Annotated in this window: 23 protein-coding genes; 15 read left to right on the top strand and 8 right to left on the bottom strand. The window is 59.1% G+C overall.

Annotated features, from left to right (window positions below):
• Positions 1 to 40: 40 nt before the first annotated feature.
• Together EXY20_RS13485 and EXY20_RS13480 are read right to left on the bottom strand one after the other, a co-directional pair.
• Positions 41 to 886: a chemotaxis protein gene (locus tag EXY20_RS13485; RefSeq protein ID WP_135551806.1), complete on the bottom strand. Its 846-nt coding sequence runs from the start codon at positions 884 to 886 to the stop codon at positions 41 to 43.
• A gap of 250 nt (positions 887 to 1,136) precedes the next feature.
• A complete protein-coding gene (locus tag EXY20_RS13480) occupies positions 1,137 to 2,492 on the bottom strand; it encodes an extracellular solute-binding protein (protein WP_135551804.1) in 1,356 nt (451 codons plus the stop codon).
• 314 nt (positions 2,493 to 2,806) lie between these two features.
• On the opposite strand from EXY20_RS13480, the gene EXY20_RS13475 reads away from it, so the two are divergent.
• From EXY20_RS13475 to EXY20_RS13445, 7 genes are all read left to right on the top strand, one after another.
• The gene (locus EXY20_RS13475) at positions 2,807 to 3,793 is read left to right on the top strand and encodes a hydroxyacid dehydrogenase (RefSeq protein WP_135551802.1); all 987 of its coding nucleotides are present in this window, start codon (positions 2,807 to 2,809) and stop codon (positions 3,791 to 3,793) included.
• A gap of 97 nt (positions 3,794 to 3,890) precedes the next feature.
• Positions 3,891 to 4,841 carry a carbon-nitrogen hydrolase family protein gene (locus tag EXY20_RS13470; RefSeq protein ID WP_135551800.1) on the top strand — a complete coding sequence of 317 codons (951 nt, stop codon included), beginning with the start codon at positions 3,891 to 3,893 and terminating at the stop codon, positions 4,839 to 4,841.
• 443 nt (positions 4,842 to 5,284) lie between these two features.
• On the top strand, positions 5,285 to 6,424 hold the full coding sequence (locus EXY20_RS13465; RefSeq protein WP_167859208.1) for a PP2C family protein-serine/threonine phosphatase: 1,140 nt from the start codon (positions 5,285 to 5,287) through the stop codon (positions 6,422 to 6,424).
• Positions 6,421 to 6,906 (top strand): ATP-binding protein, encoded by a 486-nt coding sequence (locus tag EXY20_RS13460; protein ID WP_167859207.1) that lies wholly within the window; start codon positions 6,421 to 6,423, stop codon positions 6,904 to 6,906. Before EXY20_RS13465 ends, EXY20_RS13460 begins: the two co-directional genes overlap by 4 nt.
• A complete protein-coding gene (locus EXY20_RS13455; protein ID WP_135551794.1) occupies positions 6,903 to 8,624 on the top strand; it encodes a methyl-accepting chemotaxis protein in 1,722 nt (573 codons plus the stop codon). The genes EXY20_RS13460 and EXY20_RS13455 overlap by 4 nt, the downstream gene beginning before the upstream one ends.
• A gap of 1 nt (position 8,625) precedes the next feature.
• Positions 8,626 to 8,928: an STAS domain-containing protein gene (locus EXY20_RS13450; protein WP_135551792.1), complete on the top strand. Its 303-nt coding sequence runs from the start codon at positions 8,626 to 8,628 to the stop codon at positions 8,926 to 8,928.
• 29 nt (positions 8,929 to 8,957) lie between these two features.
• On the top strand, positions 8,958 to 11,078 hold the full coding sequence (locus tag EXY20_RS13445) for a bifunctional diguanylate cyclase/phosphodiesterase (protein WP_135551789.1): 2,121 nt from the start codon (positions 8,958 to 8,960) through the stop codon (positions 11,076 to 11,078).
• A 204-nt stretch (positions 11,079 to 11,282) separates the two neighbouring features.
• On the opposite strand, the gene EXY20_RS13440 is transcribed toward EXY20_RS13445, so the two are convergent.
• Positions 11,283 to 12,860 (bottom strand): class I adenylate-forming enzyme family protein, encoded by a 1,578-nt coding sequence (locus tag EXY20_RS13440; RefSeq protein ID WP_135551787.1) that lies wholly within the window; start codon positions 12,858 to 12,860, stop codon positions 11,283 to 11,285.
• 130 nt (positions 12,861 to 12,990) lie between these two features.
• Between EXY20_RS13440 and EXY20_RS13435 the strand changes: the two genes are divergently transcribed.
• Positions 12,991 to 13,440: a YdeI/OmpD-associated family protein gene (locus EXY20_RS13435; RefSeq protein WP_135551785.1), complete on the top strand. Its 450-nt coding sequence runs from the start codon at positions 12,991 to 12,993 to the stop codon at positions 13,438 to 13,440.
• 104 nt (positions 13,441 to 13,544) lie between these two features.
• Here EXY20_RS13435 and EXY20_RS13430 read toward each other — a convergent pair whose 3' ends face one another.
• Together EXY20_RS13430 and EXY20_RS13425 are read right to left on the bottom strand one after the other, a co-directional pair.
• The gene (locus EXY20_RS13430; RefSeq protein ID WP_407944914.1) at positions 13,545 to 14,723 is read right to left on the bottom strand and encodes an NAD(P)/FAD-dependent oxidoreductase; all 1,179 of its coding nucleotides are present in this window, start codon (positions 14,721 to 14,723) and stop codon (positions 13,545 to 13,547) included.
• 13 nt (positions 14,724 to 14,736) lie between these two features.
• Entirely contained in the window at positions 14,737 to 15,171 is a 435-nt protein-coding gene (locus EXY20_RS13425; protein ID WP_135551781.1) for a DUF1641 domain-containing protein, read from the bottom strand.
• A gap of 1,114 nt (positions 15,172 to 16,285) precedes the next feature.
• Here EXY20_RS13425 and EXY20_RS13415 point away from each other — a divergent pair.
• The 3 genes from EXY20_RS13415 to EXY20_RS38895 all read left to right on the top strand — a co-directional run bounded on the left by EXY20_RS13415 (position 16,286) and on the right by EXY20_RS38895 (position 17,652).
• Positions 16,286 to 16,546, top strand: coding sequence for a hypothetical protein (locus tag EXY20_RS13415; RefSeq protein ID WP_135551779.1), 261 nt, complete (start codon positions 16,286 to 16,288; stop codon positions 16,544 to 16,546).
• An 18-nt stretch (positions 16,547 to 16,564) separates the two neighbouring features.
• A complete protein-coding gene (locus EXY20_RS38900; protein ID WP_167859206.1) occupies positions 16,565 to 16,924 on the top strand; it encodes a hypothetical protein in 360 nt (119 codons plus the stop codon).
• Positions 16,925 to 17,028: 104 nt separating this feature from the next.
• Positions 17,029 to 17,652, top strand: coding sequence for a phosphatase PAP2 family protein (locus EXY20_RS38895; protein WP_167859205.1), 624 nt, complete (start codon positions 17,029 to 17,031; stop codon positions 17,650 to 17,652).
• 51 nt (positions 17,653 to 17,703) lie between these two features.
• Here the strand turns inward: EXY20_RS38895 and EXY20_RS13405 are convergent, their stop codons facing one another.
• Positions 17,704 to 17,988, bottom strand: a complete 285-nt coding sequence (locus tag EXY20_RS13405) for a hypothetical protein (RefSeq protein WP_135551775.1) — start codon at positions 17,986 to 17,988, stop codon at positions 17,704 to 17,706.
• 143 nt (positions 17,989 to 18,131) lie between these two features.
• The gene (locus tag EXY20_RS13400) at positions 18,132 to 18,410 is read right to left on the bottom strand and encodes a DUF2627 domain-containing protein (RefSeq protein WP_135551773.1); all 279 of its coding nucleotides are present in this window, start codon (positions 18,408 to 18,410) and stop codon (positions 18,132 to 18,134) included.
• A 242-nt stretch (positions 18,411 to 18,652) separates the two neighbouring features.
• On the opposite strand from EXY20_RS13400, the gene lpdA reads away from it, so the two are divergent.
• The 4 genes from lpdA to EXY20_RS13380 all read left to right on the top strand — a co-directional run bounded on the left by lpdA (position 18,653) and on the right by EXY20_RS13380 (position 23,616).
• The gene (gene lpdA / locus EXY20_RS13395) at positions 18,653 to 20,074 is read left to right on the top strand and encodes a dihydrolipoyl dehydrogenase (RefSeq protein WP_135551771.1); all 1,422 of its coding nucleotides are present in this window, start codon (positions 18,653 to 18,655) and stop codon (positions 20,072 to 20,074) included.
• A gap of 152 nt (positions 20,075 to 20,226) precedes the next feature.
• Positions 20,227 to 21,243, top strand: a complete 1,017-nt coding sequence (locus EXY20_RS13390) for a thiamine pyrophosphate-dependent dehydrogenase E1 component subunit alpha (RefSeq protein WP_135551769.1) — start codon at positions 20,227 to 20,229, stop codon at positions 21,241 to 21,243.
• A 3-nt stretch (positions 21,244 to 21,246) separates the two neighbouring features.
• Positions 21,247 to 22,230 carry an alpha-ketoacid dehydrogenase subunit beta gene (locus EXY20_RS13385; protein ID WP_135551767.1) on the top strand — a complete coding sequence of 328 codons (984 nt, stop codon included), beginning with the start codon at positions 21,247 to 21,249 and terminating at the stop codon, positions 22,228 to 22,230.
• A gap of 45 nt (positions 22,231 to 22,275) precedes the next feature.
• The gene (locus EXY20_RS13380) at positions 22,276 to 23,616 is read left to right on the top strand and encodes a dihydrolipoamide acetyltransferase family protein (RefSeq protein WP_135551765.1); all 1,341 of its coding nucleotides are present in this window, start codon (positions 22,276 to 22,278) and stop codon (positions 23,614 to 23,616) included.
• An 88-nt stretch (positions 23,617 to 23,704) separates the two neighbouring features.
• Here the strand turns inward: EXY20_RS13380 and prli42 are convergent, their stop codons facing one another.
• A complete protein-coding gene (gene prli42 / locus EXY20_RS13375) occupies positions 23,705 to 23,809 on the bottom strand; it encodes a stressosome-associated protein Prli42 (RefSeq protein WP_135551763.1) in 105 nt (34 codons plus the stop codon).
• Between the last annotated feature and the right edge of the window lie 84 nt (positions 23,810 to 23,893).

Below are 23,893 nucleotides of genomic sequence, written 5' to 3'. Positions count from 1 at the left end.
AGTCACGACCCCGCAGCCGGGTTAAAAGCGAAAGATGCCGTCACCGCCGACCGATCGATTGCCAGGTGTGATGCAGCCCTTCGGCGATGCGGGCGACCACGTGGCGGTCGGCCAAATAACCGCCGTGACACAACGGGTTCCAGTTCCGCAGCCAGCCGCCGACGTTGACCGGTATGTCCTCCTTTACGGCCGCCGCGTAAGCGTCGTCGATGCAGCGCAGCGGGTAGCCGAGAATGTCGTCCGGATCGTAAAAGTTGATCCATTCCCCGTACACATTCGGGTCGGAGGCGCGCATCGCATCGGCCGGCACATGAACCGGCTTGTCGAAATCGCGGTAGCGCATGCTCCAGAGCGGCAATGTCGTGCCGACCGAATAAAACGATGTCAGCGTATCGCCGCGCTCCAGCGGCGATTGCGGATTATGGATCGCCGGCTGCCAACCGTCCGAAAATTGCCGGTCGTAAAAGTAATTGCTGGCGATAACGGTTCCAAGGCTATGCGAAACGACGCAGAGCGGGGCGTTGTCGCCGGTTTCGCCGGCCAATTCGTGCAGGGCGTCGCTTATTTTGCCATGGACATCGCGGTAAATTTGATTGTTCGTCTCCAGCGGCTGGTAAGCGACGGCATCGGCCAAATAGTGAATGACGATGTCCCGCAAGGCGTTATAGCGAAGGAAATAAGGGTTCAGCTTGTATTTGAACCGGTCTTCGTTCTCCTCCAGCACCTGCGCCCAATACACCGGTTTGACGGCCCAATGCGAAAGCGGGTCGCCGACGCCCGATACGGCGGCATATTGATCGGCCAGCAGGCGGATAAAGTTGTCAGCGAAATTTTCCTTCTGGCTGCCCAGCCCGTGAATCACGATGACGGCTACTTTGTTTGTCAATTCCGTTCCCTCCAAAGCGATGACGACTTACTCCAGCATATGTCGCTTCACCGCTTTGGTTAGAGGTTTCTGCCGGCGGCAGTTCCGCGCCGTATGTTTCCGGCATTTGATCCAAATAACCAGTGTTTTCACTGGTTATTTTCGACGAAGTGGGCGAAATGGAGCAAATAAGCCACTTTTCATGGCCTATTTCAATCCGTCCGAATGATGAGGTATGGTGAAGCGTAAGGTGACACTCTCTCCAGCGCCGCTACAGCTTGTGCTCGATTCGCTCGAGGATCGAATCGAGGCTCTCCAGCTGCGACCAATAGTAGCGCAGCTCGTCGCCGAGCGCCCGCAGCTCGTTTGCGGTGAGCCGAAGGTCGGAGTAACGCCGGAACGTATGCGCAATCTCCCGGTACATATGGAACCGGTACGGGCGCTTCACGACTTCCGGGCCCGTCCATTCGGCCGCCCGCTTGACGCTGGGCAAACTGAGCGTTTGCTGCCGGACGTACAGCTGCGTCTCGTAGGACATCAGGAAGTCGACGAACGTTTTGGCGGCGGCCTTCTGGCCGGAGCGTTTGTTGACGGCGAGTCCGATGATGACGAGCATCGTGCGCGAATGCTCCAGATGCGGCAGCGGGGCAAGATCGTATTCGAATTCCGCCGCGCGCAGCGCGTTCAGGAACGAGTAAGTCGCCATCACAATCGACGTCTTCTGGTTAAGGAACAGCGACATCGCATCCGAGTCGTTCTGCGACAGGTAAGACGGGAACTGGTCATTCACGATGCGCATGCAAGCTTCGGCGGCGCTCTTCATCTTGAGGTCGTTCAGCTCGAGCTTGCCGTCCGCGTTCCGTTCGAACCGCACGTCGTTCTGCAGCAGAAAAATCGGCCAGCGGTTTTCCGACATCAGGTGGAAATAAAAGCCGAGCCGTTCCTTGCCCGCCGCCAGCTTGCGCCCGGCTTCGCACAAGTCGTCCCACGTCCAGCCGCTATGCGGCTCCGGCACGTTGCGCTCGCGGAAATGGTCCTTGTTGTAGCAAAGAATGACCGGCGTAAACACGAAAGGCAGCACATGCTGCTTGTTGCTGGCGATAAACGGCTCGTTCAGAAAATCGTACGCTTCCTCGAACGGCTCGAAAGGCTCCAGCAGCCCCTTCATGAATTCGTAGTCGTACAGGTTGACGGTCAGCACGTCGAAAATATCTTCGCGCAAATATTGCTCGACAAGCTGCTCGGAGCGGGGGAACGACACCGGGATCGGCTGCACGCGGATCTCGTCATGAGTCTCGTTGAACCGGTCGACCAGCCGCAAAATGTCGGTCTCATGGACAAGCGACGAATAGTAGCCGAAACGCAGCGTCACTGCCGCCCGGGGCAACGTTTGCCGGCTGCCGACGACTTTGGCGCCAATGCGCGGCACCTTTTCGATGCTGCCTTCCTGGACAAGCACGTCTAGTCCTTTGCGCACCGTATTTTTGCTCAGGCTGTGCTGTTCACACAGTTCCAGTTCCGAAGGCAGGAAATCCCCTTCGGCATAACGGCCGGCGGCAATGTCGCCGCGCAAGGTCCGAATCATTTCTTCCAATCGGTTGCGCGAAGTAGTTCGCTTTGGTTTCATCGCTGCGTAAGCCTCCAATAGTCCTAATCACACGATATGTACAAGCCGGGATGTAGTCTGGTATAGTTTTGTTCTTTATTATAGGGCAATGTTGCGCCAATGTCATCGGTTCGCTATCGTTTTCTGCGGGCCGACAGTCTTTTTTTGGCAAAAAAAGTGTTTGACGGTAAAGCACATTCGAATTTATAATCTAAAGTATACCAAAAATGACGTTTTCAAAATAAAAACCTGCCTTGCAATTAAGCTGGTTTAATTAAGGTTAAATAGTACCGGATACTCAGGATGTTCGCCGCATCAAAGAGAGGAGTCAGCCGATGAAGATTGCTTGTTTGCAAGGGAAAGACCAACTGCAGCGCATTTTTACACCCGCCCATCTGGAGGAGCTTGGCAAGTGGGGGGAAGTGGCCGTCAACGAAACGAGCGGCTGGCAAACGGAGGAGCAGCTGGGGCAAACGATCGAAGGCGCCGATATCGCCATTACGTCGTGGGGCGTATCGCCGCTCGGCGCGGATGTGCTCGACAGGGCGCCGCAGCTGCGCCTCGTGCTGCATGCCGCCGGCACCGTCAAGCCGATCTGCACCCCGGCGATGTGGGAGCGCGGCATCCGCGTGACGAATGCCACGGCGGCGCTCGGCAGAGGGGTGGCGGAAACGGCGCTCGGCATGACGATCGCGTCGCTCAAGGATATGTGGCGGCTCGGCCAGGCCAGCAGGCAAGGGAACTGGGGACCGGTAGCTGCGGTCAGGGAGCTGTACGGCGTTCGCATCGGCGTCGTTGGCGCCGGCATGGCCGGCTCGCACTACATCAAGCTGCTGCAGCAATTCGACGTCGAAACGGTTCTGTACGACCCGTTCGTGACGGCGGAGAAAGCCGGCGCGATGGGAGCGGCCAAGGTGACATTCGAGGAGCTGCTGGCAACAAGCGACGTGATTTCGATTCACGTGCCGTCGCTGCCGGAGACGAAGCATATGTTCAACGAATCGAGCTTCAGGCGGATGAAGGACGATTGCATCCTGATCAACACCGCCCGCGGTGCGGTGATCGACGAAGCCGCGTTCGTGAAGGAGCTGGAACGAGGCCGCTTCTTCGCTTGCCTGGACGTAACCGAACACGAGCCGCCGGCTGCAGACCATCGGTTTCGTTCGCTGCCGAACGTCGTGTTGACCCCGCACATCGCCGGTTCCGTCAACAATGGGCTGCAGCGCGTCGCAAGGTCGATTCTCGACGATCTGGAAGCGTTTCTCGCAGGGAAGCCGATGAAAGGTGAAGTCAGGGAGGAAGAATTGAAGCTTCTCGCCTGAAGCGAAGGTTCAAAACAAACGATTGCGTGCGAGCCGTATTTTACTGTTGTCGGGCCGGTCGGCATGCTGTTTATTTTCACCTTGAGGAGGAGTCGAAGTGGCACGTTATATAACGGTCGGCTGTCTGGGACCGCAACCGCTCGACATCGCAGCGGGCACGCCGGCGGAAGAGGCGCTGGCGCTGATGATGGCGCATTGGCGCCGGCAGCTGGAGCAGGTGCTGCCCGATCGGCCCGATCTGGTCGTGCTGCCGGAAGCGTGCGACCGGCCGAACCAAGCGCTGTATCCGGTAGACGAGCAGCTTGCTTATTACCGGGCGCGGGGGGACCGGTTCCGCGATTTTCTCGGCGGCATCGCCCGCGAGCATCGCTGCTACATCACTTATCCGGCCCATACCGAAGCGGAGGACGGCAGCTTGCGCAACGCGATGCAGCTGCTTGACCGGGCCGGCCTTCCGATGGGCGCTTATCACAAAAATCATCTCGTGCCGAACGAATACCATAAAGGCGGCATCCGTTACGGCAAAAGCGCGCTGCTGTTCGCCTGCGACTTCGGCAGCGTCGCCGCCGCCATCTGCTTCGATCTCAACTTCGACGAGCTGCGCGAACAGTATGTCCGGGCGAAGCCGGATTTGATCGTGTTTCCTTCCATGTATCACGGCGGTCTTATGCAGCAATATTGGGCTTATTCGTGCCGCTCGTATTTTGCCGGGGCGATTGCCGGGCTGCCTTGTACGATCGTCACGCCGCTCGGCGAAGTGGCGGCGCACAGCACGAACTATTATCCTTTCGTAACGGCGCGAATCAATCTGGATTATGCGATCGTCCATATCGACGAGAACGGCGCGCGGTTCCCCGCCATCAAACGCAAATACGGTCCGGAAGTGACAATCCACGATCCCGGTTTTCTCGGCTGCGTCATGATCGCCAGCGAATCGGCTTCGTTTACGGCGGCCGACATCGTCGCCGAGTTCGGCCTCGAGCTACTGGACGACTACTTCGCCCGATCGCTCGCCGAACGCCATGCACCCGGCCATATGGAGCCGTAAGCCGAACCGTTTGCCGCGCCGGAACAGGAAGAGATTGCGAAATAGGCCATGATTTATGACCTATTTGGTCTGAAACGGGCTGTAGCCATCCAATAGCCAGTGATTTCACTGGCTATTCGTGTCGAACTGCCCGGATTGGGGCCATTTCGTTCAAATAGCCAGTGTTTTCGCTGGCTAATTGGGATGAGTCCTCCAAAACGGGGGCAATAAGCCATTTTTCATGGCCTATTTTGCTCCCGGCAGAACGATGAGGACGTGAGAGTATGTGTGCAGCCTCCGCCTTTTGTTGAAATCGTTTCCACGAATCCGCTTCCGCGGCTTCCATTCCTTCGCCCATTGTGACATATGTCACAGCGGGAACCGACCCGATGAACCATAATAAGGAACGATAACAAAACAAACGAATGCAGCGGTACATAATCCCAGCTCGCGAGGTGGCCGTAATGGATGGCGCAACCAGCATCGATTCGCTGCGGCTTCTGGCCGGCAGCGAATGGGCGGACCGGCTGATCGCCGGCGTCAGGCGCGAGCTGATCGACGAGCTGTTCCGGCATATGGCGGAAGGCTTCGTCATGACGGACGCGGAAGGAACGATCGAATCGGTTAATCCGGCCTTTGCGTCGATAACCGGTTATTCGCAGCAGGAGGCGATCGGCCGCAACCCGCGTATGCTGCAATCCGGCGTTCACGGCAAGCCGTTCTACGAGACGATGTGGTCCGAGGTGACGGAGCGGGGACAATGGCAAGGGGAGATCTGGAACCGGCGCAAGTCCGGCGAACCTTACTTGCAGGAAATGACGATCGTTGCCGTCAAAGACCGCCAGGGGCGAATTATTCATTACATTGCTTTCCTGAAGGACATTACCGAACGCGAAAAAATACGGAAAGACGTGCAGCTGACCGGCGAGCTGCAGCGCAGGTTCATTCGCGAAGACAGGACGAACGAGCGCTTTGCGATCCGCTCGATCTACCGGCCGGCTCAGTATGTGAGCGGCGATATGTTCGATTACATATGGCATCCCGACAGCGGCGTGCTGTTCGGATACGTCGTCGATCTGATGGGGCACGGGCTGGCGACGGCGCTGCAAATCCCGCTGCTGCACGCGTTGTTCCGCCAAGCGGAGGCGATCTCCGGCTGCTTGCGGGACAAGCTGGTCTGGATCAACCGCGAGGCGGTCCGTTATTTTCACCAGGATACGTTTGCCGCTGCGATCTGCTTCGAGCTTGATTTTCACCGGGACCGGTTCGTTTACGCCTCGGGCGGCATCAACCGTTTCCTCCTGTTGTCGGGCGGAACGATGCGGCTTATGGAGGTGGCGGGACCGTTCATCGGCATGAGCGAACAAGCGGGTTACGAAGAGCATCGGCTGCCGCTGTCCGGAGCGGCCGGCTTCTTTTTCATGTCGGACGGATTGATGGAAATGCTGGGCGATACGATGTTCGCACGATGGACCGATTTCGAGACCACCATGCAGGAATTGCGCGCGCTGGCCGGCGGCAGGATCAAGGACGACGCAACCGCGCTGTGCGTGCATGTGACCGAACAAGAGGACTTCGGACAGAAGAGGCGGGGATACGAATGAACGGCATTCACTTCCAATGTTACGGCAGGGAAGGATATAAGCAGGTGCGGCACTGCATCGGCGATTGGCTGCATGCGCTGCTGCGGGAACCGGTTCAGGTGGAGGCGGCGCTCAACGAAGCGGTCAACAACGCCTTCCGGCAAGGCGACCGGGTCGACATTACCATCCGGGTGATGAACGGCAAACGGCTCATTATGCGGGTCAAGGATGGCGGCTGCGGATTCGCCGGCAACTGCCGGGTGGCCGGCCTGGCGCGCGAGTTTCCGACGGAGCAGGAACTGTGGCAGGAGTCGGGGCGGGGCTTGCGGATCATGTGCGCGGTGCTGGACCGCGTCACATACAATCGCCAGGGAAACGAAGTGCTGCTGGTAAAAAATATGGCAACCGACCGGCATCCCCGGCATATGCCCGATCTGCCCGATATGGCGTCGTACTTTGCGGTTCAGCCGGTCGTTGGCCGTCAGAAAGGATTGGGCGAATGAACTGGAAGCTTGGCATCGTCGGGAAAATTACGATTTTGGCCATCGCCGTTGTTTTTTTCAGCGTCGCATCGCTCGTGGCGATCGGTTTCCGGGTCAATTTCAAGCAGATTGACCAGGCGGCCGGCGAGGAACTGATCGGGTGCGCCAGCATTACGAGCGGCCTCGTTTCCCCGTCCGACATTGCCCAATTGGCCGCCGGGATCGACGCGAAACGCGGCGAAATCGAGCGTGACATCGATTGGATCATCGATCACAAGCCGATTTTCAAGAACGCGTCCGTCATGACGACGGACGGCAAGCTGTTAGCCGTGGACAAGCGGCTTGCAGAGCAAGGCTTCCGTGCGGGAGACACGTTCAGGATCGACCGCGAAGCGATGGACATGCTGGTGGCGATGAAGCACCCTACCTATTCCGGCATCTATACGTTCGGCGGCGCGGAACGCAAGACGGGTTATGCCCCGATCTTTGAGGATCACGACCCGAGCAAGGCGATTGTCGGCGTTATGGCGATCGATTTCGACGCATCCGTCATCAAGGATCGGACTTGGCATATGCTGCGCTTTACACTGCAAACCGGCGGCGTGTTCCCGCTGATCGCGGCGCTTGTCGCTTATCTCCTTATCCGGCGCATGGTCGGTCCGCTGCATCGGTTGAATCATCTGGCGATGCAAGTGGCGGCCGGCGATCTGGGGGTGGAGAAGCTGGCGACCCGGGGCAAGGACGAAATCGGGCAGCTGTCCGGCAGCTTCAACACGATGGTGGACGGCTTGTCGACAATCGTCAAGTCGGTTGCGGCAACGTCGGACGAGGTGGCGACGGCTACGCGCGCGATGGAAACGTCGGCCGGTCATGTGAACGAAGCGATGACGGACGTGGCCCGCAACGCCCAGCAACTGGCAGCCGACGCGGAGCGCGGCAACGCGGCGATCGTCGACGCGTCGAAAGCGCTGCTCGAGCTGTCCTCGCTGATCCAGATCGCCAAGAAAAAAGCGAAAACCGCCGAATCGAGCTCCCATACGACGTTGCAAACCGCGGCGGAAGGGCAGGCGATCGTCACGGACGCCATCGCCAGAATGGAGCGGATCAAACGAAGCGCCGTCGAAACGGAGCAATTGCTCGCAGGCTTGAACGATTATTCGGAAGCGATCGGTTCGATCGCCGCGACGATTACCGAAATCGCCGCGCAAACGAATTTGCTGTCGCTGAACGCAGCGATCGAGGCGGCGCGGGCGGGCGATGCCGGCAAAGGCTTCGCCGTAGTGGCGATGGAAGTAAGGAAGCTCGCCGCGCAAGCCGATCATGGGGCGAGCCAGGTGGAGGCGCTGCTGGCCAAGATCCGGCAATCGACGCAGGCGACGGCGGCGGCCGCCGTCCAGAGCCGGACGGAGGTCGAAGCGGGCACGGCCGCGGTCGCCAAGGCGGGCGACGCGCTGGAGCGGATCGCCGGCGCCGTCGGCAGCACGGTTGGGGAAGTGAGCGGGATCGTACACGTGACGAACGACGAGGTGGCGACTTCGGACAAAATCGTCGGGCTGATCAACGAGCTTGCCACGTTTATCGAAATTGCCGCCGCCAGCGCGCAGGATGTGTCGGCCGCTACGGAAATGACTTCCGTCTCCATGCAGCATGTGGCGGACAGCACGGAACAGCTCAGTATCCGCGCGGCGGAACTGAAGCTGAGGGTGGAATGGTTTCGCACTGGAGAAGGGGGAGCGTAGCATGATTCACCATGTGCAGATCGAGGGCGGCCTTGTGATCGTTGCGTTGAAAGGCAAAATTTACGTGGACGAAGCGACTGTCATCCGGGAGAAGTTGTTTCGTTATCTGGAGCAGGGGTACAACGAGTTCGTGTTTCATCTGTTCGATGTCGACTACATCGACAGCTCCGGCCTCGGAGTGCTGGTCGCCGTGCAGAAGCGGGCGCTGCAAGCCGGCGGCGGGGTGACGATCAAAGGGTTGCAGGGCGAGGTAAAAAAGTTGTTTGAGCTCACACGGCTGACCAAAGTGTTTGCTATCGAATAGAACGAACTTGCGGATGGGGAGCGAGCGGTATGAAACGCCGATGGAATCGCAGCAGCAGGGAGGCTTGGGCACGTCCGACGCCCGGGAAGCAGGAGGCGGAAGAGAAGCTGCGCATGTTTGCCCGCGTGCTGCATAGCGCCGCGGAAGGCATCATGATTACCGACCCGGGCGGCCGCATCGTCTCCGTCAACCCGGCCTTTTCGCGAATTACCGGGTATTCGGAGGAGGAAGCGGTCGGGCGCAATCCGAATCTGCTGAAATCGGACGTGCAGCAAGCGCAGTTTTACGTCGATTTGTGGGCGGCCGTTCACGCGGCTGGCTACTGGGAAGGCGAGATTTGGAACCGGCGCAAAAACGGCGACCTTTATCCGCAGAAGCTGTCGATCAGCACCGTTCGCGACGAGGGCGGAGCGATCCGCCACTATGTCGGCATCTTCACAGACATGACAGAACGCAAACAGGCCGACATCGACTTGCGGCTGTATGCCCGTCTGTTCGAAAGCGCCAGCGAAGGCATTATGATTACCGATACGAACGGCCGCATCCTTTCGGTCAACCCGGCCTTTACGGCGACAACCGGCTATACGCTCGAGGAAGTGGTCGGGCGATCGCCGCGCATCTTGCATTCCGGCATGCAGGATGCCGCGTTCTATGTCGACATGTGGGCCGCGATTCACGCTACCGGCTGTTGGCAGGGGGAAATCTGGAATCGACGCAAAAATGGCGACATCTATGCGGAATGGCTCAGCATTAACGCCGTGCGCGAAGAAAACGGGCGCATCTCCAATTATGTCGGGATGTTTACGGACATCACGGAGCGGAAAAAGTCGGAGGAGCACCTGAAGTATTTGGCCCTCTACGATCCGCTCACCGAATTGCCGAATCGGACGTTGTTTCGCGAGCGGCTGCAGCAGGCGCTGCAGTTCGCCGGCCGCCAGCGCCAGCGCGTGGCGCTGCTGTTCATCGATCTCGACAATTTCAAATTCATCAACGATTCGCTCGGGCACGCCTACGGCGACCAGTTGCTGCAGCAAGCGGCGAAGCGGCTGAAATCGTGCGTGCGCAAAAACGACATGGTCGCCAGACTGGGCGGCGACGAATTCATCATCGTGCTGCCGCACATCTCGGCTGCCCAGGACGCGATTCATGTCGTGAAGCATATTTTCGAACAGTTCGACGCGCCGTTTACGTTTGGGCCGCATACGCATTTTGCCACGGCGAGCATCGGCGTCAGCGTTTATCCGGAAGACGGCGACGACCCGGAAACGCTCATTCAGCATGCCGATTTGGCCATGTATCATGCCAAGAACCGGCGCAACGACAAGTTCCAGCTGTATGCGCCGCATATGAACGACCAACTGAAACGGCGCATGGAGCTGGAGCGCGCGCTGCGCGATGCGATGGCGAAGGATCAGCTGCACATGTATTACCAGCCGCAGATGGACATACACACCGGAACGATCGTCGGGATGGAGGCGCTGCTGCGCTGGAAGCATCCCGAGCTTGGTTTGATTTCGCCGGCGGAATTCATTCCTCTGGCCGAAGAAACCGGGCTGATTGTCGAAATCGGCGATTGGGTGCTGCGCCAGGTATGCGGGCAGAACAAGGCGTGGCAGGCTGCCGGCTGCCGGCCGGTCAAAGTGTCGGTCAACCTGTCGGCCATTCAGTTTCAGCAGCGCAATCTGGCGGACCAGATTCGCGACGTGCTGCGCCAGACCGGGCTCGAGCCGCAATGGTTGTGCCTGGAAATTACCGAAACGATCAGCATGTACCAGGTCGAATCGATTCGGATCATGCTGCAGGAATTAAAAGCGATCGGCGTTGACGTGGCGATCGACGATTTCGGGAAAGGGCATTCCGCGCTGAGCTATCTGAAACGGTTTCCGATCGACATCGTCAAGATCGACAAATGTTTCATCGAAGGCATTCACAACGATCCGGAGAACGAAGCGATCGTCCGGGCCGTCACCGATCTGGCGCATGGCTTGCGCCTGCAGGTGATTGCCGAAGGGGTGGAGACGGAGGAGGAGTTGGCCGTGCTCAGGCAGCTGCGCTGCGACCGCGTGCAAGGTTTCCTGCTCGGCCGTCCGGTTGCGGCGGAGGCGATGGAACGGCTGCTGGCGGGCGATCGCGAAGCGGCGGGCCGGTAAAGTCGGCGGCGTGCGCTTCACTACGAAATAGGCCATGTTTCATTGGCTATTCCATTAAAATAGGGCTGTCTTGAAGAAATAGCCAGCGATTTCACTGGCTATTTCTGTGAAAAGTTCGATTTTGGAGTGATTTGGCCCAAATAACCAGTGTTTTCGCCGGCTATTTGAGCTGAGCTGCCTAAAAAAGAGCGAATAAGCCAGTTTTCACTGGTTATTTCGCCGTGCCGACTCGCTCCGCAGCGTCTTGCGGAGCGCCGCTTTGTCCGGCTTGCCGACGGCCGTGCGCGGGAGCGCGCTGGCGATGTGCAGCCGGGTGGGCAGCTTGTATTCGGCCAGCAACTGGCGGCAAAACGCCCGCAGCTGATCGAGGGTGAGCTCCGTGCAGTCGCGAAGCGCAACGATTGCAGCAATCTCCTCGCCTTCCTCCTCGCGCGGCATGCCGACGACGGCGATTTCGGCGATTGACGGATGACGGCCTGCAACGGCTTCGACCTCCGAGCTGTACACATTGGAAGCGCCGACGATGATCATGTCTTTTTTGCGATCTACCACATACAGGTAGCCGTCTTCGTCGAACCTCCCCATGTCTCCGGTGTGCAGCCAACCGCTCCGGATCGTTCGCTCGGTCTCCGCCGGATTGTTCCAGTAGCCTCGCATCATCGCCTCGCCCCGGCATACGATTTCGCCCGTTTCCCCGGCAGCCAGCTCGCGGCCGTCTTCGTCGACGATTCGCACCTCGAACGGCTTTTGCCCCCAATAGGCCACATGCGTCGGGTTGCCGACGGAGTGCAGCCGATGCAGCTTTCCTTCGTTGAGCGTTTGCGTCAGATTCAGGAAACTGATGAATTGCCCGCTTTCGGTTTGCGCGTATACCTCGATCATCGTGGCGTGCGGAAACGCCTCTTGCGCCTTGCGCAGCGTTTGCTCGCGGATCGGTGCGCCGCCGCAGGTGATCGCCCGCAGCGACGGCAACGGCCGTCGCTCGCGCAAGCTCGTTTCCGCTATATCCTTGAACATCAGCCCAACCGTACCAAGCGAAACCAACTTCTCCCGTTCGACAATGGCCATCACTTGTTCGAATTGCAGCGGATACTTATCCGCGATGATGAGGCATCCGCCTTCAAACAGCGTCAGCCAAAGCATCATTTGACCGGTGAGGTGGGCCATGTTGGCCAAGAGCGTTTTTTTGTCCGGGCGGTGGCCGCCGCCATGGTCCGGATTCAGGAACGACCAGCTGCGTATGCTGCGGTGCGTGTGCATGACGCCTTTCGAGCGGCCCGTAGTGCCGCCGGTGTAAATAAGCAGCGCGATGTCGTCGGGATCGCCATCGTGCCAATCGGACAAGGGCGGGTTGTCTTCGACGAACCGCTCCAGCAATAAGGGCGCGGCCCGGTCGGTGTCGCGGCAGGCGACGAGAAGCATCCCCTGCAGCTTGGCGGTAAAAGCGGCGGCGTTGGCGTGGCCGGCATCGTAAACGACGACCGCCGGGGCGGCGTCCTGCACAATGGCATTCAACTCATGATCGGTCAAGCCGGGAAATAAAGCGAACGGGATGGCGCCGACGGCAGCGGCCGCCAGTTCGGCAGCGACAAGCTCCGCGGAAGGGTCGCCGAGCAGGGCGATCCGGTCGCCCGGACGAACGCCAAGGCCGGCGAAGCCGGCGGCGATGCAGTTGACGCGGTGCAGCAATTGTTTGTAAGTAAGCATGCCGTGAACACTTTGGATGGCGGGGCGTTCCGGGTGCATCGAAGCCGCGCGAGGCAGCAGGCGGGAGAGCAGCATGTCGTTGTTCCTCCACGATTGCGGATTGTTTGCAATCACCGTATCATGGACGTGATGGGGCGTAAAATCCGGATTTCTGATGGGAAGCCCAATAATTGGTTATGACGTTGACTGGAGGAGGGGTATGAGAATGAAATTCACCGCAATCATCGAACTGGGCGGCAAAACCGCCACCGGCATCGGGGTGCCGGATGAAATCGTGGCCGCGCTCGGCTCCGGCAAAAAGCCGGCAGTCGTCGTCACGATCGGCTCCTACTCGTATCGGAGCACGATTGCGTCGATGGGCGGCCGGTTCATGCTTCCGCTTAGCGCCGAACACCGGACGAAGGCGGGGGTAGCGGCGGGAGACGAAATCGAGGTTGACGTCGAACTCGACCTGGCGCCGCGCGAGCTGGACGTGCCGGACGATCTGACCCGGGCGCTGGCAACCGATTCGGCGGCAAAATCGTACTTCGACGGATTGTCGTACAGCAACCGGAGGCGGATCGTCTTGTCCGTCGAAGAGGCGAAAACGCCGGAAACGCGGCAGCGCCGCATCGACAAAGCCGTCGCCGCGCTGGCGGAAGGGCGGCAGCCCTGATCTGCGGTTGTGGTCCGTGCAGCATGTTGTGCCTGTCAAGCAAACGAAGGCGCCCTTCCTTCACGGAAGAGCGCCTTCGTTTGTTGGCCGAATGACCGGGAATTCTAATAAGCCAGCGAAAACAGGCCGTGAACATGGGACAAATAGCGCACGTTGCTCGCTTCTTTCATCATCGATGCCGGCCAGCCTTTCAGCTGGGTGTTGTTGCCGCCGATGAAGCCGATGCCGTCCTTGCGGCCCAGGCTGGCAAGCGTGCCGGAGAATACCGGCGAAAACTTCTCCATCGCGCCGCCGCGGAACAGAGCGGCAAGGTTGACGCCGATCGTTTCGCCCATTTGCCAGGCGAGTTGAGCGGTTGGCGGGAATGGCCGGTCGCCGCCTTCCGGGAAGACGACCGCGCAGTCGCCGGCGACGAATACGTCCGGGTGCGACGTCGATTGCAGCGACGATGTTACCGTCGCACGTCCGCGATCTTCGGCGATGCCGCAGCCGCCGACGATCGGATGGCCTTTGACGCCGCCGGTCCAGATGATGGTGTTCGATTCCAGCGTTTGACCGCTCTTCAGCGAAACGGTATTCGCCGTCGCTTCCGTAATGGCGACCCCGGTCAGGAAGATGACGCCGCGCTTCGAGAGGCTTTCCATCGCCCGTTCGATCAGCACTTTCGGGAACATCGGAATGATCGACGGACCCGCTTCGACGCAATAAATCGTCAAATCCGCAAAGTTGATGCCTTTCTTGCGGCACACGTCCGGCAGTTTGTCGACGAATTCGCCGACAAGCTCGACGCCGGTCAAGCCGCCGCCGCCGACAACAATCGTCGCATCGGCTGTGTTGCCCGATGCTTTATAAGCGTCAAGCCGCTCTTCCACGTGCTGGCGGATGCGGTTCGCGTCTGCCGCCGATTTCAGCACGAGGCTGTTTTCTTCCAGCCCGGGAATGCCAAAATAATTCGTTTCGCTGCCAAGCGCAACGACAAGTGCGTCATATCGGAATACCGAACCGCTTTCCAGCACGACTTGTTTGTCGTCCGGCTTGATTGCGGTGACGGTGTCGACGACGACGTTGACGTCGATTGCGCCGACCAGCTTCTTAAGCGGCAGCGCAACGGCTTTCTCTTCGATCGTGCCGCCGGCAAGCCGGTGCAATTCGGTGATAATTTGATGGGACGGATAGCGGTTGACGATTGTTATGTTCGCCTCGGAGCTCGACAAATGTTTGCGCGCCGTTTGCGCCGCCAGCACGCCGCCGTATCCGCCGCCCAAAATGACAACTTGTTTCATGACCATCCTCTTTCTATCCTTGTTGTTTGCGTTCCGCAAGTATGTGCAAGAACGATTGCGCGAAGCGAAGTGTCCGCTGCACTTCCGGATCTTTCAGCATTTTGAGCATGCCGAACAAGCCGATCGGCGCCGCGGCCTCCTCGTTCGAACGTTCGCCCGCTTCAATGGCGGCGGAGGCGATGGATTTTGCCTTGTCCTGGATCGGTTTGACGAATTCGCCGATGCCTTGGGAGAAATCGTTCAGCAGCACCTTGTCGGTGGCGACGCTTTGGGCGAAGTCGTACGCTTTCGTCAGGACGCCGACGAGCTCGGCCAGCTTGGGGAGCGAATCGACCAGCACGGTAAGCGATTGTTGAATTTCCGGCTTCATCAGCTGATCAAGCACGTCAAGCGGTTGTTGTCCCGCGGCTTGAATAGCCGTTTGTTCCGGTGCGGTTGTGACAGACATGGGAAAAAATCCTCCTTTACAATGGAAGTAGTGCCGGTTGCCGTCCAATTGGTCCAGCCTCTGCGAAGGTGCCATTTCCCGGAAGTTTGTAACATTTTTCACATAGTAGCTGGACGAAACCAACTCTTCCACGCGAAAGACAGGAGGAAACTTGATAGAAAATGACAGCGGCAGCGCTTGTGCGATCGGGCTTCAAACCTTCGGCTTTATTCTACACCTTTTGACAACATTAGAAAAGTGCGATTTTCATGCGTTTTCAAAAAACAAGCGGCCGATCCCCGTATTGTGCCGCCGCCGCTTCGGAAACACAGGGCAATCGCTTACGAAAGTAAACCCAAGCTGGAAAAAGACAAGGGGAGTTGCCGTTGATCACACCTGCTCGATCTCAAAAGAAGTATCGTCACGATTGATGCGATGCGCACTCAAAAAGAGATTGCAGCCACGATCATCGAACAAGGGGCCGACTATGTCCTGCAAGTCAACGATAAAAACGATGCGAGAAGACATGGCGGATTACAGGGAACACGAAGTGCTCCCCAAGCGAAAGCTCCGTTGCAAGCCGCGGGACAACGGGAGCCCAATCGATTGAAGCCAGCTATTTCATTCACAGTGAAAAGGGTCAACCGCCGAGCCACTCTTGCAGGTACGCCAGTCACCGGAGGATTGAAAACACCCTGCACGAGACGCTGGACATGACCGGTGTGAAGCTGAACATTTGCGGCTTGGATCCCAATGATGTACGGAACGTCCCCCAGCTTCCTGAAAAGGTATCGTTACGATTCACAGCGAGCCATAGTCCAGGGCCTCAAAGACACCTTGGCGCAATAGCGGAACCGACTTCCACTAAGGCGTGTTGGAAGGCCAACGTTGGAGGAATAACGGAACCTCTTTCCGCTACCCGGTGCTCAACAGCCAACTTTGGAGCAATAGCGGAATCTCCTTCCGCTATCTCATGGAATCGTGTCTCAAGAGCAGGGTGACGGTGAATCGTAACCATTCGTAAGCGATTGCCCTGGTCGGAAACATGCGACAGATGACGCGGCGGCATTAATTATGTTACGATGGGAGCGATTGGTCCAAGGGCAAGTCAGCATGACGGTTTCGAGGGGATACTATGGGGTGGATCTGGGGAGTGGCCGTTGTTGTCGCCGCCCTGGCGCTGGCGCTTGCGGCCCGGACGCTTCTTGCCGGCAGGCGCGCGCGCGGCGGCAATGTGATGTCCATGAAGAAGCAGCGCGGCAAAACGACGCGTTGCTCGCATTGCGGCCGCAAAACCGACAAAGTCGCGTTTTACGCCGATCCCGGCGGCAAGGTAGTCGGCCTGTGCCGGGAATGCAAGACGAAAGCGGCCAAAAACGGCTTTTTGCCGATTTGATTCGAGGTGGACACTGGCATGAAAACGATGATATTCGGGCTTGCCTTGATGGCGGTTGGCATTTTCCGTTATTTTTCTTACCCGAACAATGAAATTGAAGAATGGGACGGCATGCTGCGGCTCGGCATTTGCGCGTTTATCACCTTTGTCGGTTTGATTATCGCCCTGAGCGGCCTGATCAATATGCTGGTGCGAAGCAGAAGACGGGACAAGATGAAGCTGAGAGAGCTGAAGAAGGCGCGCCAACAAGCCAAACAGGAAGTGGAGGCGCAGCGCAGGCAGCAGCAAATGCAGACGACCCGGCCGCCGCAGCCCGACGAACATATGCAGGAAACGCAGCCGGTAGTGCCGCCTCAGCAGCCGAACAATTTGCGCTGAGCCGGCTATCGTCGGAAGGAAAGGAACGATCGGATGGAGCAGGAGCGTTGCTACATAGGCTTCGGATATGCACAGGCGAACGCCGCGGCAGAAAGGAATGGCTCATGAAACGCCGGCTTCCGCTGCTTGTTGCCGCTGCGGCGTTTGCCGTCGGGTGCGCGGCGCTGGGAATTTGGTTTGACGCAGCGGCGCTGATCACGTTCGACGTGCGCGTCTCGGAATGGTTCGACCGTATGGCGAACGATACGTTGACGACGGCATTCGTCGTCATTACCACGTTCGGCTCGGCTGCCGGCATGGTGCCGATCTGCCTGATCGTTGCCGCCGTCATGCTGTTCCGGTACCGCTTTTACCGCGAAACGCTCACCATTGTCGCGGCGCTTGTCGGCGCCAAGCTGCTGAACGAAACGATCAAAGCGATCGTGCAGCGATCGCGCCCGGCATGGGAGCATTTGGCCGCCGCCGACGGGTACAGCTTCCCGAGCGGCCATGCGATGGTGTCGCTGGCTTTCTACGGCATGCTGGCTTATACAGTCGGCATCCATGTCAAAAGCAGAGCCGCCGTGTATGCCGCCGCCGTATTGCTTGTGCTGCTGATCGGAGCTTCGCGGGTGTATTTGCAGGTGCATTACGCCACGGATGTGATCGCGGGTTATGCGGGAGGAGCGGCGTGGCTGTTTGTTTGCATCGCGCTGTACCGCACGGGGTGGAAGAACGTCAGGCCCTGAAACGCCAAAACAACGTCCTTGCCCCTTATTCGGGAGCGAGGACGTTGTTGTTCATTCCGGCCAGGACGTTTCGATTGCGTTGCCCAGCTGTTCGGCCATTTGGCTGATTTGCGCTTCTCCGGCGCCTTGCGATTGCGCAAACAGCTGCGACTGCGCCTCTTCGGCGTTCCGTCTGGCGTCGAGCAGTTGCTGGGTTGCGCGCTGAATGTCGCGCGGATCGGCGCTTTGCCGGGCTTCGCGGAACGCATCGGAAGCGTCGATCACTTGCTTGACCGCGGTTCGCGCATGATCGACAGCGTGCTGCAGCGGCATTTGGTGCTGATTGGTTTCGGTCATAGGATTCCTCCGGAATCAGGGATAAAATCATGATGGCAATGGGCGGGCGAATAAGTCGGTGCGGCCCGATTATTGTGCGCCAAACGCAAAAAAGTCATTCCCCGAAGGAATGACTTGCTCGTATGGCGAGGAAAAACCGCTTTTCAGCCGTTGCCGCCCGGCTTGCGTTTCGCCTTGAAACGCGGTGCGACGTAATTGCGCTTGCGGTCGCGAAAAAACGTCCAGCCGCCGATGAAGGCGACGCCGATCGCGAACAGCACGAATCCGCCGGCGAACTTGCCCCATAACATGTGGGGATTGTTCTCGGCGGGGCCGAACTGGGCGAAAAAGGCATCCTTCATCGCCAGGAAGCCGTAAGTTGCCGCCACGCCGGGAATGACGAGCAGCAATGCCGCAATAATGCGGGAGCTTGTCGATTTCATCTTACTCTACCTCATCCCAAAAGTCGGGCTTGCTTCGTTCGAATGCTCGCCTCTTGTCCTATTCTAACGGGAAAGCGCTCATCTGTCTAACTTGCCGGACCGGACGGCTACTATATTTTCATGGGGAAATCGAGGTACAATAGGATCAGATTTGCGCCGAAGCAGAGAGAGTTTAGCAAGCAAGCAGAGAGAGTTTAGCAAGCTAAACTCCCTATATTACCCTATATTAGGAGGAATCGCACATGAACAAAACATACGACGTCGTTGTGCTCGGCGGCGGCATGGGCGGTTATATCGCCGCCATTCGCGCTTCGCAGCTCGGCAAATCCGTTGCATTGGTCGAACGGGACAAGCTGGGCGGCACTTGCCTGCACCGCGGCTGCATCCCGAGCAAAGCGCTGCTGCGCAGCGCCGAGCTGTTCGCGCAAATGAAGGCAAGCGAGCAATACGGCATCGCCGCAACCGGCGTTTCGCTGCAGTTCGATCGCGTGCAGCAGCGGAAGACGGGCATCGTCGACAAGCTGCACAAAGGCGTGCAGTATTTGATGAAGAAGCATCGCATTGAGGTAATCAGCGGCAACGGCCGGATCATTGCGCCTTCGATTTTTGCGCCGCGCAGCGGGTCGGTGGCCGTGGAGCTGGCGGACGGCGAATCGGAAACGCTTGTGCCGGAGCAGCTTATTATCGCTACCGGGTCGCGTCCGCGCCAGCTGCAAGGCATTCCGTTCGAGGACGAACGCATCATGACGAGCGATGAAGCGCTCGCCATGGAGCAGCTGCCGGAATCGATCCTCATTATCGGCGGCGGCGTCATCGGGGTGGAATGGGCGTCGATGCTGGGCGACTTCGGCGTGAAGGTGACGGTGGCCGAATACGCCGACCGGCTCGTGCCGACGGAGGACGAAGACGTGTCCAAGGAACTGGAAAAAGTGCTGGTCAAGCGCGGCATTCGCGTGCTGACCGGCGTCAAAGTGCTGCCGGAAACGGCGGCGGCCGACGGTGCCGGCATCACGCTGCAGGCGGAACGCCGGGGAGAAACGATCGCGCTGCAGGCGGAGCGCGTGCTGGTGTCGATCGGCCGGGCGGCCAATGTGGAAGGCATCGGATTGGAAAATACCGACGTGGTGGTTGAGAACGGCGCGATCAAAGTAAACGGCTATATGCAGACGGCCGAAGCGCATATTTATGCCGTCGGCGACGTCATCGGCGGGCTGCAGCTGGCGCATGTCGCCGGCCACGAAGGCATCGTCGCCGCCGAGCATATCGCCGGACAGAAGCCGCAAGCGGCGGCAGCGCATCGCATCCCGCGCTGTATTTACACGCGTCCGGAAATCGCTTCGGTAGGCTGGACGGAGCGGCAGGCGAAGGAACGCGGGATGGAAGTCGCCGTCGGCCGTTTCCCGTTCAGCGCGCTCGGCAAGGCGCAAGTATACGGCGAAGCGGCGGGCTTCGTGAAGGTGGTAGCCGACCGCATAACGAACGACATCGTCGGCGTTCACATGATCGGGCCCCACGCGACCGATCTCATCTCGGAAGCGGCGCTTGCCCAGCTGCTGAACGCAACGCCCTGGGAAGCGGGGCAAGTCATTCGCCCGCATCCGTCGCTGTCGGAAGCGTTCGGCGACGCGCTGCTGGCCATAGACGGGCATTCCGTCAATTTGTAAAGAGGTTGTTCAAAGGCTAATTCGCAAATTGTATTCATACGAAAAACCGATTATAATATACTTATAAGGTCAAGTATTAGTACCAGGTGATAATTTTCTCGCCGTTTCGACTTGCGCTTGCCCGATCTTTCGTATTGAAGGAGGTAATCTTCATGTCCATTGGCCAATTGACGAAACACCGCGAGCTGGGGCTGACCGACGAACAGGCGATTGCAATGTATACGAACATGCTGACGGCGCGCAAGTTCGACGAGCGCTGCCTGCTCCTGCAGCGGGCGGGCAAAATCGCCTTCCACGTATCCGGCATCGGCCAGGAAACCGGCCAGGTTGCCGCGGCGTTTGCGCTGCGCAAAAATAAGGATTACTTGCTTCCGTATTACCGCGACTACGGAGTCGTTCTCACCATGGGCATGACGTTGTACGAGCTGTTTTTATCCGTTTTCACCAAGGCGGCGGATCCGAACAGCGGCGGCCGCCAGATGCCCGGCCATTTCGGCTGCAAGCGGCTTGGCATCGTCACCGGCTCGAGTCCCGTGACGACGCAGGTGCCGCACGCGGTAGGCTTTGCGCTTGCCGCCCGCATGCGCGGCGAACACGACAAAGTGGCGTTCGTGACGTTCGGCGAAGGGTCGAGCAACCAGGGAGACTTCCACGAAGGCTGCAATTTTGCCGGGGTGCACAAGCTTCCGGTCATTCTCATGTGCGAAAATAACCAATACGCGATTTCGGTGCCGGTGCACAAGCAAGTCGCCGGACGCGTTGTCGACCGGGCGATCGGCTACGGCTTCGCCGGCGTCCGCGTCGACGGCAACGACGCGCTGGAAGTGTACCGCGTCGTCAAGGAAGCGCGCGAACGCGCGCTGGCCGGCGAAGGGCCGACGCTGATCGAGGCGATGATGTATCGGCTGTCGCCGCATTCGACGGCAGACAACGACATGCTGTACCGGACGAAGGAAGAAGTGGACATGAACCGGGAGAAGGATGGCGTGCCGCGGTTCAAGCGCTACTTGATCGAATGCGGCATCTGGAGCGAAGAGCAGGATGCGGAGCTGCACGAGCAATTGAAGCAGGCGATCAGCAAGGCGACGAACGACGCCGACAAGGCGCCGTATCCGAAGCCGGAAGATACGCTGCTTCACGTGTATGCGCAGCCGGTAGGGGGGGCGTAAGTCATGGCGGTCATCACATACTTGGAAGCGATCCGGTCGGCGATGCAGGAAGAGATGCAGCGCGACGAGAGCGTCTTTGTGCTCGGCGAGGACGTCGGCAAGGGCGGCGTCAACAATGCGACGAAGGGGCTGCGCGACATGTTCGGCGAAGATCGCGTGCTCGATACCCCGCTTGCGGAATCGGCGATCGCCGGCGTCGCCATCGGCGCGGCGATGCACGGCATGCGTCCGGTGGCGGAAATGCAGTTCGCCGATTTCATTTTTCCGGCGACGAACCAGATTATCAGCGAAGCGGCCAAAATCCATTACCGCTCGAACGGCGATTGGAGCTGTCCCATCGTAATCCGCGCTCCTTACGGCGCGACGGGCGGCGGAGCGCTCTACCACTCGCAATGTCCGGAGTCGGTGTTTTTCGGCACGCCGGGCCTGAAGCTTGTGGCGCCGGCGACGCCGTACGATGCCAAAGGGCTGATGAAAGCTGCCATTCGCGACCAGGATCCGGTATTGTTTTTCGAACATAAGAAATGTTATCTGTCGATTACCGACGAGGTGCCGGACGACGACTTCATCGTGCCGATCGGCAAGGCGAACGTTTGCCGCACGGGAACGGACATTACGGTTATTACTTACGGCATTACCGTGCATCACGCGATGAAAGCGGCGGCCGAGCTGGAGCAGGAGGAAGGCATCAGCACCTACGTGCTCGACCTGCGCACGCTTCAGCCGCTGGACGTCGAGGCGATTCTGGAAGCCGCGGCGGCGACGGGCAAGGTGCTGATCATCCACGAAGACAACAAAACCGGCGGCATTGGCGGCGAAGTGGCGGCCATTATCGCCGAGCAACTGTTCTACGAACTGGACGCGCCGATCATGCGGTTGGCCGGACTGGACGTGCCCGCGGTCGGCATGAGCCCGACGACGGAAAAGTTTTTTATGCCTAATGTCATGAAGGCGAAGGAATCCATGCGCAAGCTGGCGCAAATTTAACCCGGCGCGCGGTAATCGGCCGGTTGCCCGATCAGGAGGAATTCCATGAATCAGAAATTGGCTTCATCCGGCACGGAAGTGACGGTCCCCCATCTGGCGGAGACGCTCGTATCGGCCCAGATCGGCAAATGGCTGAAACAGCCGGGCGACTACGTCGAGCAATACGACGTCCTCTGCGAGCTGATTACGGACAAAGTGAACACCGATATGCCGTCCCCGGTGGAAGGCACGATCGTCGAGCTGCTCGTTGCGGAAGGCGGCACCGCCGAAGTCGGCGAAGCGATCTGCATCATCCGCGAGCCCGGCGCCGAGCTTGCCGGAGCGGCGCCGCAGGCGGCATCCGTCGAGGCGGCCGCTCCCGCAGTCGTTGCAAGCGCGGAAGAGCCGCTGGCGGCGCGGTATTCGCCGGCCGTGCTGAAGCTGGCCGGCGAGCACGGGCTCGATTTGCGGCAGCTGTCCGGCAGCGGCCTGGGCGGCCGCATCACGCGCAAGGACGTGCTTGACGCCATCGAGCGCGGCGTGCCGGCAGCGGGCGCCCCGGCGGCGCCGACTATCGCCGCGCCGAAGACGATGCCGATGCCGACACAGGCGGAGACGCTGCGCGCTCCGGTTCGTACGACCGGCTTGCATTTGTCGCAGGAGCCGGCGATCCCGCAAGTCGTCACCAAGGACCATACGATCGAAGGCCGCGGCGAATACATCATCGACGTGACGCCGACACGCGGCGCGATTGCAAGCCGCACCCGCCAGAGCGTGACGGAAATTCCGCACGCCTGGACGATGATCGAGGTCGATGTGACCAATCTTGTCGTGCTGCGCAACAAGGTGAAAGACGAATTCATCCGCAAGGAAGGCTTCAATCTGACGTATTTGGCGTTTGTGCTCAAGGCGGTCGTTAATGCTATTAAGGATTACCCGATCATGAACTCGGTATGGGCCGTCGACAAAATTATCGTCAAAAAAGATATCAACCTGTCGCTGCTTGTCGGCACGGAAGATTCGGTGCTCAGCCCCGTCATCAAAAAGGCCGACCAGCTCAACATCGCCGGCCTGGCGGGCGAAATCGACGCCATGACCAAAAAGGCGCGCGCCGGCAAGCTCGGTTTGGCCGATATGCAGGGCGGCACGTTTACCGTCAACAACACGGGGTCATTCGGTTCGATTCTGTCGTATCCGATCATCAATTACCCGCAAGCGGCGATCGTCACGTTCGAATCGATCGTCAAGAAGCCGGTCGTGATCCAGGACATGATCGCGGTTCGTTCCATGGCCAACATGTGCCTGTCGCTCGACCACCGTATTCTTGACGGCGTGATTTGCGGGCGATTCCTGCAGCGGGTGAAGGAAAACCTCGAAAGCTACGGACCGGAAACGAAGCTGTATTGAATAAGGCAGACGCCAATAAGGCCGGATACGAGCATCAGCTCGTTCCGGCCTGTTGTCGGCCTGCGGCTGTACGGCGAGCCGCTGCGGATCAGTTGGTGAACAGGAAGCTGGCGGCCGCCAGCACGACGGACAGCACCATGGAGGCCAGCATCAGCCAAACGACGATGCGAAACCATGCTTTGCGGGAGGACATGCGTTTCACTCCTTACCGAGTATCGTATAATAGTCGCAATGAGCGCGGGTGGAGACAAGACCTTCTCTTCATTGTAGCGCATTT

The sequence above is a fragment of the Paenibacillus cymbidii genome (assembly GCF_004764705.1).
In the GTDB taxonomy this organism is placed as follows: Bacteria; Bacillota; Bacilli; order Paenibacillales; family NBRC-103111; genus Paenibacillus_AN; species Paenibacillus_AN cymbidii.
The sequence above is the reverse complement of the archived record's forward strand: the minus strand, read 5'-3'. Positions and strand labels throughout refer to the sequence as shown.

What these genes read in the sequence shown, in the direction of transcription:
- EXY20_RS13480 (WP_135551804.1), bottom strand. Translation starts at nt 2,492, where the DNA reads ATGAAACCAAAGCGAACTACTTCGCGCAACCGATTGGAAGAAATGATT.
- EXY20_RS13475 (WP_135551802.1), top strand. Translation starts at nt 2,807, where the DNA reads ATGAAGATTGCTTGTTTGCAAGGGAAAGACCAACTGCAGCGCATTTTT.
- EXY20_RS13465 (WP_167859208.1), top strand. Translation starts at nt 5,285, where the DNA reads ATGGATGGCGCAACCAGCATCGATTCGCTGCGGCTTCTGGCCGGCAGC.
- EXY20_RS13460 (WP_167859207.1), top strand. Translation starts at nt 6,421, where the DNA reads ATGAACGGCATTCACTTCCAATGTTACGGCAGGGAAGGATATAAGCAG.
- EXY20_RS13455 (WP_135551794.1), top strand. Translation starts at nt 6,903, where the DNA reads ATGAACTGGAAGCTTGGCATCGTCGGGAAAATTACGATTTTGGCCATC.
- EXY20_RS13450 (WP_135551792.1), top strand. Translation starts at nt 8,626, where the DNA reads ATGATTCACCATGTGCAGATCGAGGGCGGCCTTGTGATCGTTGCGTTG.
- EXY20_RS13445 (WP_135551789.1), top strand. Translation starts at nt 8,958, where the DNA reads ATGAAACGCCGATGGAATCGCAGCAGCAGGGAGGCTTGGGCACGTCCG.
- EXY20_RS13440 (WP_135551787.1), bottom strand. Translation starts at nt 12,860, where the DNA reads ATGCTGCTCTCCCGCCTGCTGCCTCGCGCGGCTTCGATGCACCCGGAA.
- EXY20_RS13435 (WP_135551785.1), top strand. Translation starts at nt 12,991, where the DNA reads ATGAAATTCACCGCAATCATCGAACTGGGCGGCAAAACCGCCACCGGC.
- EXY20_RS13430 (WP_407944914.1), bottom strand. Translation starts at nt 14,723, where the DNA reads ATGAAACAAGTTGTCATTTTGGGCGGCGGATACGGCGGCGTGCTGGCG.
- EXY20_RS13425 (WP_135551781.1), bottom strand. Translation starts at nt 15,171, where the DNA reads ATGTCTGTCACAACCGCACCGGAACAAACGGCTATTCAAGCCGCGGGA.
- EXY20_RS13415 (WP_135551779.1), top strand. Translation starts at nt 16,286, where the DNA reads ATGGGGTGGATCTGGGGAGTGGCCGTTGTTGTCGCCGCCCTGGCGCTG.
- EXY20_RS38900 (WP_167859206.1), top strand. Translation starts at nt 16,565, where the DNA reads ATGAAAACGATGATATTCGGGCTTGCCTTGATGGCGGTTGGCATTTTC.
- EXY20_RS38895 (WP_167859205.1), top strand. Translation starts at nt 17,029, where the DNA reads ATGAAACGCCGGCTTCCGCTGCTTGTTGCCGCTGCGGCGTTTGCCGTC.
- EXY20_RS13405 (WP_135551775.1), bottom strand. Translation starts at nt 17,988, where the DNA reads ATGACCGAAACCAATCAGCACCAAATGCCGCTGCAGCACGCTGTCGAT.
- EXY20_RS13400 (WP_135551773.1), bottom strand. Translation starts at nt 18,410, where the DNA reads ATGAAATCGACAAGCTCCCGCATTATTGCGGCATTGCTGCTCGTCATT.
- lpdA (WP_135551771.1), top strand. Translation starts at nt 18,653, where the DNA reads ATGAACAAAACATACGACGTCGTTGTGCTCGGCGGCGGCATGGGCGGT.
- EXY20_RS13390 (WP_135551769.1), top strand. Translation starts at nt 20,227, where the DNA reads ATGTCCATTGGCCAATTGACGAAACACCGCGAGCTGGGGCTGACCGAC.
- EXY20_RS13385 (WP_135551767.1), top strand. Translation starts at nt 21,247, where the DNA reads ATGGCGGTCATCACATACTTGGAAGCGATCCGGTCGGCGATGCAGGAA.
- EXY20_RS13380 (WP_135551765.1), top strand. Translation starts at nt 22,276, where the DNA reads ATGAATCAGAAATTGGCTTCATCCGGCACGGAAGTGACGGTCCCCCAT.
- prli42 (WP_135551763.1), bottom strand. Translation starts at nt 23,809, where the DNA reads ATGTCCTCCCGCAAAGCATGGTTTCGCATCGTCGTTTGGCTGATGCTG.